Origin of the sequence: Streptomyces sp. NPDC086835, from assembly GCF_044745705.1 — a bacterium.
Lineage (GTDB): Bacteria > Actinomycetota > Actinomycetes > Streptomycetales > Streptomycetaceae > Streptomyces.
Genome location: NZ_JBIVAU010000002.1, coordinates 726,973 through 739,528, shown reverse-complemented (window position 1 = coordinate 739,528; position 12,556 = coordinate 726,973). Strand labels below are relative to the sequence as shown.

The 12,556-nt window shown below is 69.5% G+C and carries 11 protein-coding genes and 1 tRNA gene; 3 read left to right on the top strand and 9 right to left on the bottom strand.

Annotated elements, in window-relative coordinates; translation table 11 throughout:
- Positions 1-62: 62 nt before the first annotated feature.
- Together ACIPJI_RS09490 and ACIPJI_RS09485 are read right to left on the bottom strand one after the other, a co-directional pair.
- Positions 63-136: transfer RNA gene (locus tag ACIPJI_RS09490), tRNA-Met, on the bottom strand.
- Positions 137-193: 57 nt separating this feature from the next.
- Entirely contained in the window at positions 194-3,142 is a 2,949-nt protein-coding gene (locus ACIPJI_RS09485) for a UPF0182 family protein (RefSeq protein ID WP_356621418.1), read from the bottom strand.
- A gap of 135 nt (positions 3,143-3,277) precedes the next feature.
- Between ACIPJI_RS09485 and ACIPJI_RS09480 the strand changes: the two genes are divergently transcribed.
- Positions 3,278-3,838 (top strand): PPA1309 family protein, encoded by a 561-nt coding sequence (locus ACIPJI_RS09480; RefSeq protein ID WP_307708190.1) that lies wholly within the window; start codon positions 3,278-3,280, stop codon positions 3,836-3,838.
- A gap of 64 nt (positions 3,839-3,902) precedes the next feature.
- Here ACIPJI_RS09480 and ACIPJI_RS09475 read toward each other — a convergent pair whose 3' ends face one another.
- The 4 genes from ACIPJI_RS09475 to ACIPJI_RS09460 all read right to left on the bottom strand — a co-directional run bounded on the left by ACIPJI_RS09475 (position 3,903) and on the right by ACIPJI_RS09460 (position 7,108).
- Positions 3,903-4,991, bottom strand: coding sequence for a PDZ domain-containing protein (locus ACIPJI_RS09475; protein ID WP_402245359.1), 1,089 nt, complete (start codon positions 4,989-4,991; stop codon positions 3,903-3,905).
- A gap of 84 nt (positions 4,992-5,075) precedes the next feature.
- The gene (locus tag ACIPJI_RS09470; protein WP_307708188.1) at positions 5,076-5,252 is read right to left on the bottom strand and encodes a hypothetical protein; all 177 of its coding nucleotides are present in this window, start codon (positions 5,250-5,252) and stop codon (positions 5,076-5,078) included.
- Positions 5,253-5,415: 163 nt separating this feature from the next.
- Positions 5,416-5,877: a molybdenum cofactor biosynthesis protein MoaE gene (locus tag ACIPJI_RS09465; protein ID WP_307708187.1), complete on the bottom strand. Its 462-nt coding sequence runs from the start codon at positions 5,875-5,877 to the stop codon at positions 5,416-5,418.
- Between the two features lie 103 nt (positions 5,878-5,980).
- Positions 5,981-7,108, bottom strand: coding sequence for an SDR family oxidoreductase (locus ACIPJI_RS09460; protein ID WP_307708186.1), 1,128 nt, complete (start codon positions 7,106-7,108; stop codon positions 5,981-5,983).
- A gap of 191 nt (positions 7,109-7,299) precedes the next feature.
- On the opposite strand from ACIPJI_RS09460, the gene ACIPJI_RS09455 reads away from it, so the two are divergent.
- Both ACIPJI_RS09455 and ACIPJI_RS09450 read left to right on the top strand, forming a co-directional pair.
- The gene (locus ACIPJI_RS09455; RefSeq protein WP_307708185.1) at positions 7,300-8,739 is read left to right on the top strand and encodes a zinc-dependent metalloprotease; all 1,440 of its coding nucleotides are present in this window, start codon (positions 7,300-7,302) and stop codon (positions 8,737-8,739) included.
- Positions 8,736-9,272, top strand: a complete 537-nt coding sequence (locus ACIPJI_RS09450) for an NUDIX hydrolase (protein ID WP_402245357.1) — start codon at positions 8,736-8,738, stop codon at positions 9,270-9,272. Before ACIPJI_RS09455 ends, ACIPJI_RS09450 begins: the two co-directional genes overlap by 4 nt.
- Before the next feature lie 64 nt (positions 9,273-9,336).
- On the opposite strand, the gene ACIPJI_RS09445 is transcribed toward ACIPJI_RS09450, so the two are convergent.
- From ACIPJI_RS09445 to ACIPJI_RS09435, 3 genes are read right to left on the bottom strand one after another with little or no spacing between them, the layout of a single operon-like run.
- The gene (locus ACIPJI_RS09445) at positions 9,337-10,092 is read right to left on the bottom strand and encodes an AIM24 family protein (protein ID WP_402245355.1); all 756 of its coding nucleotides are present in this window, start codon (positions 10,090-10,092) and stop codon (positions 9,337-9,339) included.
- Between the two features lie 19 nt (positions 10,093-10,111).
- Positions 10,112-10,792 (bottom strand): AIM24 family protein, encoded by a 681-nt coding sequence (locus ACIPJI_RS09440; RefSeq protein WP_307708182.1) that lies wholly within the window; start codon positions 10,790-10,792, stop codon positions 10,112-10,114.
- Positions 10,793-10,805: 13 nt separating this feature from the next.
- Positions 10,806-12,455 carry a TerD family protein gene (locus tag ACIPJI_RS09435; protein WP_356621336.1) on the bottom strand — a complete coding sequence of 550 codons (1,650 nt, stop codon included), beginning with the start codon at positions 12,453-12,455 and terminating at the stop codon, positions 10,806-10,808.
- Between the last annotated feature and the right edge of the window lie 101 nt (positions 12,456-12,556).

Genomic DNA, 12,556 nt, shown 5'->3' with positions numbered 1-12,556 from the left:
CAAAGATGCGCACAAACATGAAGAGGGCCCGGATCCTGAAGGATCCGGGCCCTCTTCTTCAGTAGCGGGGACAGGATTTGAACCTGCGACCTCTGGGTTATGAGCCCAGCGAGCTACCGAGCTGCTCCACCCCGCGTCGTTGTGTTGCAACCGTACCACGACGCGGGATGGTGCCTGCTCAGGCCTGTGGTCCTCAGTCCCCGGGCGCCCCTTCGTCCGGTTTCGCGTCCGGCTCGGCGCCAGGCGTGGCCTCCGAACCCGGCGCGGACTCCGGCTGTGCCCTCTGTGCGTCGGCCGCCCGCTGCAGAGCGGCCTCCAGGGCGGCCTGCGCCTTGCCGTAAGCGGCCCAGTCCGTCGGGTTCTTCTCGAGGGCCGCCTTGGCGTCGTCGTACGCCTTCTGGGCGTCCGCGATGGCGTCCTGGAGCGCGGCGTCACCGGTGGCCGGCGGCTCGGTGGGCTCGGTGGGCGGCTCCTCCGGGTCGGTCGGCGGGGTCTCCTCGTCCGGTGCCCCCTCCGCGCCGAAGACCTGACCGAGCGCGCCGGCGAGGTCGTCGGCGAAACCGATCTTCTGGCCGTAGACGACCGCGACCTTGCTCAGGAGCGGGAACTCGGATCCCCGTCCCTGGGCGTAGATGGGCTCGACGTACAGGAAGCCTCTGTCGAGCGGAACCGTCAGCAGATTGCCGTACTTGATCGTCGAGTCCGCGCCCTTGAGGTCACGGACGTAGGTGGCGATGGGCCCGTGACGGTTGAGCCGGCTCTGCACCTGTTCGGGTCCGTCGACATTGTCGTCCGTCACCCGCAGCAGCTGGATCCGGCCGTAGTCGCTGCTCTTGGCGTCGGCGTCGACCGCCATGAAGGCCCGGAGGTTGGGCCGTCCACTGGGGGTGAACGTCGTCGTCAGGGAGAACTGCTGCGCCTTGTCGCCCGGCAGCTTCATCGACAGGTAGTACGGCGGAACCGCGTTGGTGTCCGACTTGGTCGGGTCGTTGGGCACCTGCCAGGCGTCACTCGCGTTGTAGAACTGGCCGGCGTCCGTGACGTGGTAGAGGGCGAGCAGCTCGCGCTGCACCTTGAACATGTCCTGCGGGTAGCGCAGGTGCTCCCTCAGCTCCTCCGGAATGTCGCCCTTGGCCTTCACCGTGCCGGGGAAGGCCTTCTTCCAGGTCTTCAGCACCGGGTCGTTCTCGTCCCACTCGTACAGCGTGACGGTGCCGTCGTAGGCGTCGACGGTGGCCTTCACCGAGTTACGGATGTAGTTGACCTGGTTCTGCTGCGCGACCACCGCGCGCTGCCGGTCGGTCAGCGAGTCGGCCGTGGTGTCCCCCAGCGTCGTACGCGAGGCGTAGGGGTAGCCGTTGGTGGTGGTGTAGGCGTCGATGACCCACTGGATCCGCTTGCCGATCACGGCGGGGTACGCGTCACCGTCGATCGTCAGCCATGGGGCCACCGCCTCGACGCGCTCCTTGGGCGTGCGGTTGTAAAGGATCTTCGAACCGTCGCCGATGGCGCCCGAGTACATGATCTGCGGCTCGCTGAAGGCGACGGCGTAGGCAGCGCGGTTGAGCGGGCCGGAGAGGTCGATGCCGCCCTTGCCCTTGTAGCTCGTGGTGACCTGGCCCCCGCCGTCCCGCTCGTAGTCCAGCTCCTTCTGAGGGCCGCCCACGATCGAGTACTGCGTGGTCTTCTCGCCGTAGTAGATCCGCTGCTCGTAGTCGCCGAGCATGCCCTTGGTCGGCAGGCCGGAATCCGTGAAGTCCGGGGCGCCGCTCGTGCCCGCGGCGGTGTCGGTGCCCTTGGCCGTGACAGCGCCGAAGCCGTGGGTGTAGGTGAAGTGGTCGTTGATCCAGTTGCGCTTGTCGACGCCTGCGAGGTTGAGCTCGCGCAGACCGATGACCGTGTCCTGACCCTTGTAGCGGTCGACGTCCAGGGTCGCCGGGAACTGGTAGTACTTACGCTCCTGCTCCAGCTGCTGGAACGTCGGCGAGACGATGTTCGGGTCGTTCATGCGGTAACTGGCGGCCTCGTCGGCGTTCTTCCGCTGCTGGTCGGGGTCCTTCACCTGACCCTTGCCCAGGTAGTCCGCGGGCTTGACGCCGTCGATCCCGTAGGCCTTGCGGGTCGCCTCGATGTTCTTCTCGATGTACGGCGCTTCCTTGGCCTGCTCGTTCGGCTGGACCTGGAACTTCTGCACTATGGCCGGGTACAGGCCGCCGATCAGGATCGCCGACAGCACCATCAGGCCGAAGCCGATCACCGGCAGCTGCCATGTGCGGCGCCACAGCGTCGCGAAGAACAGCAGCGCGCAGATGACGGCGATGCAGAACAGGATCGTCTTCGCCGGCAGATAGGCGTTGGCGTCGACGTAGCGCAGGCCCGTCCAGTTGTCGGTCGCCTTGAAGTCACTGGACTTCACCGCGAGCCCGTAGCGGTCCAGCCAGTACGCGACGGCCTTCAGCGCGACGAACAGGCCGAGCAGCACCGACAGATGGCCGGTGGCCGCGGCGGTCGCACGGGCGCCGGGGCTGGTGATGCGCAGCCCGCCGTACAGGTAGTGGGTCAGCGCGGCGGCGATCAGCGACAGTACGACGGCCGCGAAGCCGAAGCCGAGCAGGAACCGGTACCAGGGGAGGTCGAACGCGTAGAACGCGACATCCATCTGGAACTGCGGGTCCTTCTGGCCGAAGGGGACTCCGTTGACCCACATCAGCCACGTACGCCACTGGCTCGTGGCGGAGGCTCCGGCGATCAGCCCGACAAGAGCGGTGACCGCGAGCAGCACCCACTTCTTGTACGGGGCGATGCCCATGCGGTACCGGTCGAGGCTCTGCTGCTCGAGCGACATCGCGCTGAGCGGCGGCCGCAGCCGGTGGGCCAGCCAGATGTTCACCCCGACGGCGGTCGCCATCAGCAGACCGAAGACGGCGAACAGGCCGATCTTGGTCCACAGGGTGGTGGTGAACACGGACGAGTAGTCGACCGAGCGGTACCAGAGCCAGTCGGTCCAGAACCCGGAGAACATGACGAACACCATGGCCAGGACGGCCAGGACACCCAGTGTCATGAGCAGGGTGCGGACGCGCCGGGAGGGCCGGCCCACTCTGATCCGTGGCCCTGTCGGGCCTCCGCCGCGGTCCGGCATCTGGAAAGCCAACGTGCGCCCCTCGAAGTTCGCGGTTGTGTGATCGGGCCCCGCGATCGTAGAGCCCACTCATGCAACTTACTGAGGCTTTACCTAGTTCCCGTCGCGGGGCAGGAAGGAGGCAGGATATTGACCATGCCCAACGATTCCTCTTCCGGCCCCCCGATGGCCGCGAGCCCGCTCACCCGCGCCGTGCTCGAGATCGACGAGTACGCCTCCGGTCTCGGCTGGGACCAGCCGGCCCGGCTCTTCGCTCTCGTCGACACCCTTCAGCTGCGTTCCCAGGAGCCTGGCCTCGCCCGCCAGCTCGGTCTGGACGGCGCTGACGACGCTGCCGCGCCGCTCACCCCGGTCGAGCAGGACGAGATCCCTGCCGGCACCCCGCTCGACGAGTTCCTCGGCACCCTCGCCTGGCCCGACGCGGTGGCCGGCTGCGCCCTGACCGTGGAGCGCCTGATGCTGCCGCCCTCCGCGGAGGCCTCCGTGCCGGTCGGCCTCGACGACGCGGCCCTCACCAAGTGGGTCGCCGAGCACCCGGACCGTCAGGAGGTCCGGATGACGGTGGCCGTGCTGCGCGACGGCACACGGGAGTCCGCGCTGCGGCTGCGGGAGAAGGACTCCCCGACCGAGGTGCTGACCGGAGCCGGGCTGGTGCCGGGGCTGGCCGAGGCCCTGGCCGCCACCTTCGAGGCGTAGGACCTCCGCACATACCGGCGCCGCGCCCCGTCGGGGCGCGGCGTCGCTGTACGCGGTGGCGGCCTCAGCCCGCCGAGCAGCTCGGCAGGTCCGCGGTGGCACCCGAGTTGATCTTGGCCAGTGACTTCCGAGCGTCCTTGATGGTGTCCACCTTCACCAGCGTCAGTCCCTCCGGGATGTCGGAGACCGCGGAGGCGCAGTTGTCGCTGGGGGTGAGGAAGTACTCGGCGCCCGCGTTGCGCGCGCCGACGAGCTTCATCTCGATGCCGCCGATCGGCCCGACCTTGCCGGACTCGTCGATGGTGCCCGTGCCGGCGACGAACTTGCCGCCGGTCAGATCGTCGGAGGTCAGCTTGTCGACGATGCCGAGCGCGAACATCAGACCGGCGCTCGGTCCGCCGACGTCGGCCAGATTGATGTCGATCTCGAACGGGAACGTGTGGTCGGTGCCTGCCTGGATCCCGACGATCGCCCGGCCGTCGTCCTCCGCCTTCACCGTCGGGACCGTCACGTTCTCGGTGCCCTTCGGCTCCTTGCCCGCCTTCTCCGCGGCGGCCGCGTCGTCCGCGGGCACCACGGTGAAGACGACGTCCTCACCGGGCTTGTGCTTCACGACGAGCTTGGCGACGTCCTCCGGCTGCTTGACCACGGTGCCGTCGACGGCACGGATCACGTCCCCGGCGTGGAGCCTGTTCTGCGACGGCGATCCCTTGACCACGGAGGCGACGACGACGCGGGCCTTGACCGGCATCTTCAGCTCACGCAGGGCGGCGACCTTGGCGCTCTCCTGGGACTGGCTGAACTCCTCGGCGTTCTCCTGCGTCGACTCCGCCTCCGTCTTCCCGTTCGGGTAGAGGGTGTCGTGCGGCACGACGACATTGTCGTGTGCCACCCAGCCGTAGACCGCCTCGAGGAGGTTCATCTGGTAGTCGGCGCCGGTGACCCTGACCGTCGTCATGTTGAGGTGGCCGGTCGTCGGATACGTCTTGTGGCCCGAGATGTCGAGCACCGGCTCGCCGTCCGCGGACCCGAGAGTGTTCACCGTCGGTCCGGGCGACATCTCCGCGTAAGGGACTTTGAGGAACACGCCTGCGCAGAGCAGCGCTATGAAGATGAGGGTGGAGGCGAGCATCGTCGCGGTGCGGCGTGGCATGGAACGACAGTACGGGACATGCCTGTGGACGCACCGTCGGGGCCGGGCCGTCCGGGGCCGCTCGGCGGCCGCGGAAGGGGGCGATCAGGAGCGTACGGCGTCGGTGCCGGAGGCGGCCTTGTCCATCGCGTCACGGAAGCGGGCATAACCCGCGAGTTCCGCCACGTCACCGCTCGTGCGGTCTCGCGAAGCCCAGCTCGCCCATATCGCCGCACCGACAGCAGCGAACAGCGGGATCAGCAACCAAGCCAGAACTGCCATCGCGACCTCCCTACCCCATGAGCACACGCAACCGAGTGATCAGCAGATTAGTCATCTGCCGGTTCAACGCTCACGGCAGGGGTGGGGTTACGCAAATCGGGCGGATGGGTACTGACCGTGTTTCAGCGGATAGATGCCGGAAAATCATTCCGGCCGGCCGTCCTCAGCAAGCACCCACCCACTCTTCCGTGCCGTCGGAGAACCGCTGGTGCTTCCAGATCGGCACCTCGTGCTTGAGGTCGTCGATCAGCTTCCGGCATGCCTCGAACGCCTCGCCCCGGTGCGGGCAGGACACGGCGACGACCACCGCGAGATCCCCGACCGCGAGGTCACCCACACGGTGGACAGCGGCGAGCGCCCGGACGGGATACTCGGCGGCGACCTTCTCCGCGATGCGGCGCATCTCCGCCTCCGCCGTGGGATGGCAGGAGTAACCGAGGGTGTCGACATCGGCGCCACCGTCGTGGTTGCGCACGGTGCCGACGAACAGCGCGGTGCCACCCGCCGCGTCGTCGCCGACCGCGGAGAAGACCTCGTCGAGTGAGAGCGGCGTGTCACGGATCGCCAGCAGACGGATCGGGTCCTGCGCCGCCTGCTCACCTGGATGGTCGTGCGTGCTTGCCATGCCGTCCATCGTGCCGTACAGCACCGACAACGCGGAATAGCCGGTTCGACCGTTCGGGGACGATCCCGTTTGGAGCCTCCTACAGCGTCCCGCGCCCGCCGCCTCAGATCCTCCGCCGTGCCTTGCGCGCCCGGCGCACCAGGGCCGCAGTGCCGAGCAGCGCGACGGTCGCACCCGCTGCGCCCGCGGCCGTGGCGTCCTTGCGGCCGAGGCGGCGGCCGGCCACCGTGTGCCTGCCCTCCACCTCCTCCAGGAGCGTGGCCAGCACCTCCTCGTTGGTCCACTGCGGTCGCCAGCCGGCGTCGTGCAGGCCGCTCACGCTCACGACCCAGGGGTGCATCGTGTAGGCGAGGTCCCCGGCGGGCGAGGGCGTGAGCCCGATCCGGTGGAGCCGGGCCGCAGCGCCCAGGGCGACCGCAGAGGGCAGCTCCATGCGCCGGATGCCGCTGAGCTCCTCGACCTCCTCCTGCTCCAGCCACCCGTCGCAGCCCACGGCGAGCTCGCCCTCGACCTTCTCGAGGGCGGCGTACTCGAGCGCGCTGACCAGGTCCTCCACATGACAGAACTGCCAGGTGGGGCGTGATCCGGCGACCACCAGCAGCCGCGGCGACTCGAAGTAGCGGGTGAGCGCCGTGTCGGTGCCGCCCACCAGGACGGCAGGCCTGACCACGGTGACGTTGAGACCGGGGTGGGCGCGCGGAGCCCGGCGGGCCAGCCGCTCGATCTCCAGGAGGTCGCCGACACCCGTCGCCTCCGCGGTCGCACGCAGTTCCGCGTCCTCCGCGAGCGGGACGTCGTTGTCGGGATGCGCCCCGTAGACCATGGCGGAGGTGCACAGGACGACACGGTGCACACCGGCGGCGGCGGCAGCCGTCAGCACGGTCTGGGTGCCGCGCACGTTGTACGCGGTCCGCGCGGCGGGATCGGACTCCAGGTCGAGGTCGAGCGCCAGATGCACCACGACGTCGACGCCGCGCAGCTTCTCGGCGATGGCCGGGTCCCGCACATCGAGAATGTGCCACTGGGCCTCGGACACCTCGCCCCGGCGTTCGTCCAGGGCCACGACCTGCTTGACCTCCTCCGACGCGGCCAGCCGCCTCGTGAGGAGGTCGCCGACGCCGGTGGCGGCACCGGTGACGGCGACGACGGGGCCACGGCCCGACGGCCCGCCGCCCCCGGTCGGGGTTGAGTGGTTTCGCGCTGCGCGAACCTGCGGATCTGGGGAACTCACCAGGCGTCTCCAGCGGTTGTCTTCAGTACGTGAGCGAATGACGCATACGCACCAGGTGGCGTCCATCCTGCCGCAGGCCCAGTGTCGGCGGAGCATCGAGCCCGTAAGCGGTTCGGATGTCTACGCTGGATGGTGTTGTCGGGCAGTCGCCGCCGGCAGGAAGCCGGCGGCCCTACGAGCCGAGGAAACCCGTGAGTGACACCCCATTCGGATTCGGCCTTCCGCCGGAGGAGCCGGAGAACGGCGACGAGGGCAAGAAGAAGGATCCCGCAGGAGGTGGCCAGGGCTCCGGCGGGTCCTCCCCCGCCGACCCCTTCGGGTTCGGCTTCGGGGAGAGCGGCGGGGACAACCCCTTCGCGGCCATGTTCGGCTCCCTGAACCCGAACGACCTGGGCGCGGCCTTCCAGCAGCTGGGCCAGATGCTCAGCTACGAGGGCGGCCCGGTCAACTGGGACATGGCCAAGCAGATCGCGCGCCAGACCGTCGCCCAGGGCACACCGGACGGCACCAAGGACGCGAGCGTCGGCCCGGTCGAGCGGACCGCGGTCGAGGAGGCCGTACGGCTGGCCGACCTGTGGCTGGACGGCGTCACGTCGCTGCCTTCCGGCGCGAGCACGGCCGTCGCCTGGAGCCGCGCGGAGTGGGTCGAGGCGACGCTGCCGGCGTGGCAGCAGCTCGTGGACCCGGTCGCCGAGCGCGTCGGTCTCGCCATGGGCGATGTGCTGCCCGAGGAGATGCAGGCCATGGCAGGGCCGCTGATCGGGATGATGCGCTCCATGGGCGGCGCGATGTTCGGGCAGCAGATCGGCCAGGCCGTCGGTGTGCTGGCGGGCGAAGTGGTCGGCTCGACCGACATCGGTCTGCCGCTCGGTCCGGCCGGCAAGGCCGCGCTCCTCCCGCTGAACGTGGAGGCGCTCGGCAAGGACCTCGGCGTGCCCCGCGAGGAGGTCCGGCTGTACCTGGCCCTGCGCGAAGCCGCCCACCAGCGGCTCTTCGCCCACGTGCCGTGGCTGCGGTCACACCTGTTCGGCGCGGTCGAGGGCTACGCCCGCGGCATCAAGGTGGACACCTCCAAGCTGGAGGACGTGGTCGGCCAGTTCGACCCCACGCACCCCGAGCAGCTTCAGGAAGCACTCCAGCAGGGCATGTTCCAGCCGGAGGACACCGCCGAGCAGAAGGCCGCCCTGGCCCGTCTGGAGACCGCTCTCGCGCTCGTCGAGGGCTGGGTGGACGCGGTGGTCCACGAGGCCGCCTCGTCGCGTCTGACGTCCGCGGGCGCGCTGCGCGAGACGCTGCGCAGGCGCCGCGCCTCCGGCGGGCCCGCCGAGCAGACGTTCGCCACCCTGATCGGCCTTCAGCTCCGTCCGCGCAGGCTGCGGGACGCGGCACGGCTGTGGGCATCGTTGACCGACGCCCGCGGCATGGACGGGCGGGACGGTCTGTGGGAGCACCCCGACATGCTGCCGACGGCCACCGATCTCGACGACCCGGACGGCTTCGTCCACCGCGAGCAGCTGGACTTCTCCGAGCTGGACAAGATGCTCGGCGAAGCGGCCGGCGGCCAGGGCCACAAGCCCGGCACGGAGAAGACCGACGACTTTGGGACGGACGAGGACGAGACGGACAAGTGAGCCTCCATGAAGACGCGCTCCTCGTCCTGAAGGACTACGACGGGCAAGGGAGCCAGGGGGAGCTGCGCCGGACGTACCTGGACCACCTGCAGGCCCATCCGGACGGCATGTGGAAGTCCTGCGGGGCGGGACATCTGACGGCCAGCGCCCTGGTGATCGACCCCGAGCGCGGGCGGGTGCTGCTGACGCTGCACAAGAAGCTCGGGATGTGGCTCCAGACTGGCGGCCACTGCGAGCCGGGCGACACGTCCCTGGCCGCGGCGGCGCTGCGCGAGGCGACGGAGGAGTCCGGTATCCCGGGGCTGTCGCTGCTGCCCGGCGGTCCGGTCACCCTGGACCGGCACGCCATTCCGGCACCGTGCCACTGGCATCTGGACGTGCAGTACGCGGCCCTCGCCCCGGCGGGGGCGATCGAGGCCATCAGCGAGGAGTCTCTGGACCTGCGCTGGTTCCGCTACGACGAGGTGTCCGGCGTGGCCGACACGTCCGTCGTACAGCTCATGGAGCGCACCCGGAAAGCCCTCCGGCGCTAGCCGAGGGCACGGGTAAGGGGCGGTCGCGATGGCGACCGCCCCTTACCCGTGCTGTGCTTCCGCGCTAGTTCCAGGCGTTGTTCTGGTTCTGGGCCTGGGAACCGTGCTGGCCGACTCCGAACTGGGCGCGCACGCCCTGCCCGAGATCGGCGTTCTGCGGCGGCATGACCTCGCTGGGCTGGACCAGGGCGAAGCCCTGGCCGAGGAAGCTGAGCTCCCAGCCCTCACCGGTGTTGCCGCCGCGGCGGCGGACACCGGAGGAGTGCGTCTGCGCCTGCATCTGCACCCGCAGCGCCGAGGACCAGGCGACGATGGCGTCCGCGTCGACGTTGACGTACTTGTCCGGGGTGACCTGCATCATCAACGGCTGGCCGGAGGTCATCAGCGCGACCTTGCCCCGGCCCGAGATGTTGAGCTGGTACTTGCCCGACCCGGAGATGCCGTACTGGCTGTCCACCGCGATCACCTCGGTGTGCAGCGTGGAGTCGAGCGCCAGGACGTAGGAGCTGTCGACCGTCATGCCCTCCTGGTCGACGTCCACCACGTGGACGTACTGCGCCAGGTTGGCGAAGTAGACCGTGCCCTGCCCGGAGCAGCGCATCAGGTCGAGACCCTCACCGGTGTTGGCGCGGGCCCTGCGCTGGCTGCTCGTCTGGTACTCGCCGTCGAAGTCGACGAGCCCCTGGTAGGCCACCATGGCGCCCTTGCGGGCCAGGATGTCGTCGTGCCCGGTCAGCGCGACCCGCAGCAGCTGCGGGTTCTGGACGACGTACCGGTCCTGGCTCTGCTGTTCTGTGTTGCTGAAAAGAGGACTCTGCATGATGTGTTCCCGCTCCCCCTCAGTGCCGGATCCGCAGGCGGTCGGTACTGTCCTCACTCGGCTGTACGACGACGATGCCCTGGCCGGAGAAGGCCATCTGGTAGGCCTCTCCGCTGCCCCGCCCGATGAGCGAGGACGCCTTGAAGCTGCGCTTGCCCTTCACCTTCAGGTTCGGGGACCAGGCGACGAGCGCGTCGGGGTCGACGTACGTCTCGTCCTCGCCGCGCCCGCAGTCGACGACGATGGGCGTGCCGCGTGAGGTCAGGGCCACCCATCCGGTGCCCGCGATCTCCACGTTCCACAGGCCCTGGCCGGCGAACTTGGCCAGGCCCTTGACCTTCTCCACGCCCCACTGGAGGTGCGCGTCGAAGGCGAGGACGTTGGTGCCGTTGACCGACAGGGAGTCGTTGTTGAGGTTGATGACGACCACGTCGGCGCCGTAGTCGGCGAGGTAGAGCAGGCCGTCACCGGAGCACTTCATGATGGGCGCGCCCTCGCCGGTGACCCACTGGGCAGCGATCTGGCGGACGGCGGGCGGGTTGGGCTCGTACTGGACGAAGCCCTCGTAGGCGACCATCGAGCCGGTGCGCGCGTACAGGTCCTGACCGGTGGTCATGGCGACCTTGAGCATGGTGCGGCCGTGGTTCTCCATCCGGGCCACCACGGGGGTCGGGGCGAAGCCCGCGAGTTGCTGGTTCATTGACAGGGCTCCCTCAGACCTCGTACGGCTGGACGACGATGAAGTTGCCGGGGGCGCCCCGGAACTGGAGGTTCACGGTCTCTCCGCTGTGTCCCGGGTACGCGTTGCGGCGCAGCCGGACCTGGCTGGAGAGGATGACCTGCGAGGCGGCCGACCACGCGACGACCGCGTTGCAGTCGGCGAACGTGGTCGGCGTGACCGGCAGGACCACGGGGATGCCGTGCGTCTTGACGACGACGGTGCCCGTGCCCTGGAACATCATCGTGAACAGCGCGCCGCCGGGGATGCCGTGGCCCTCGATGCGGCGGACCTCGTGCTGAAGGGACTCGTCGAAGGCGAGGACGTTCTCGGCGGAGACGCAGATCCCGTCGCCCTGGAGCTCGATGGGGTGCAGGTGCGAGCCGTCCTCGGCGAGGAACACCTGGCCGCGTCCGGTGCAGCGCATCAGCTGCATCTCCTGACCGGTGGCGTTCCCGACGACCCGGCCGGCGAACCCGGCGCCCTTGTAGCTGAAGTCGACCTTGCCCTGGTACATGACCATGCTGCCCTGGCGTGCCAGGACGGGCATGCCGCCCATGGTCAGGTCGACCCGCATGAGCTGCTGATTCTGCGGGGTCCACCGCTGGCCGGTGGCCGTCTCGCGGTACGGCTGCAGGGCCGCTTGGAGACCGGCGCCGGTCTGGGGCACGCCCCCCGGCATCCCGCCCTGCGGCACGCCCGGGGGCTGCTGACCGTACGGGGCGGGAGCCTGCTGGCCGTACGGCGACGGCATTCCCGGCTGCGGCATCTGCCCCGGGACCTGGCCGGGCATCTGACCCGGCATCTGCCCAGGGACCTGCCCGTACTGAGGCTGCTGCGGCGGTTGTCCGTACGGGGACGGAGCGGGCGGGGGAACGGTCCCGGCCGGCGGCGTCATCGGCGCCGCCATGGTCGGGGCGCTGTGCATCTGGGGCTGCGGGGCCGCGGGGGCCTGGCCCGCCGGCGCGCCGAAGGCCGGCGCGGGCTGCGGCGTCTGGGGAGCCTGCGGTGCCTGAGGTGCGGGAGCGCCGAAGGCCGGAGCCGGGGCCGCCGCCTGCGGGGGCGGGGCGAACGACGGCGCGGCGCCCTGCGGTTGCTGGGCGGCGGGCTGCTCCTCCTCCGCGACCTCGCCGCCGAAGTTCTTCAGCAGAGCTTCGAGACCGCCGTCGAACCCCTGGCCGACGGCGGCGAAACGCCACACGTCCTTGAGGTAGAAGTCACCCAGCATCACGGCGCGCTCGGTGGTGAACTCGGAGCCGGTGAAGGCGTACCGGACGACCTCTTCGCCGCCTGCGACGATGCGGATGTACCCGGGGCCGATCTGCGACATCTGACCGGCACCGTCGATCGTGGCGGTGAAGGACAGCCTGTGGATGTTCGCCGGGATGCGGTCGAGCGTGACGCGGAACGACTCGGTGTCGCCGGACTGCGCGCCGAGCAGCTGGATGGACTCCTCGGGCGACTTCGGCTGATTGAAGAAGATGAAGTACCGGTCGTCGGAGAGCTGCTCGTTGGCATCAAGTCCGAAGCAGCTGATGTCGAAGGTCAGACCAGGAGCCGCGATCTGCACGCCCACGTACAGATCCGTTCCCGGAGTGAGATCACTGATCTTGGCCTTGTGGCCGCGTTGGAATTCCCTGGCCATGCGTTACGACCGTCCCCCATCCCGAATTGAATGCGTCGCGTCAGGCTAACCGCTGGGTGTGAGATTGAGCCAAGCCGGTACACATTCGGTACAGGACCGTC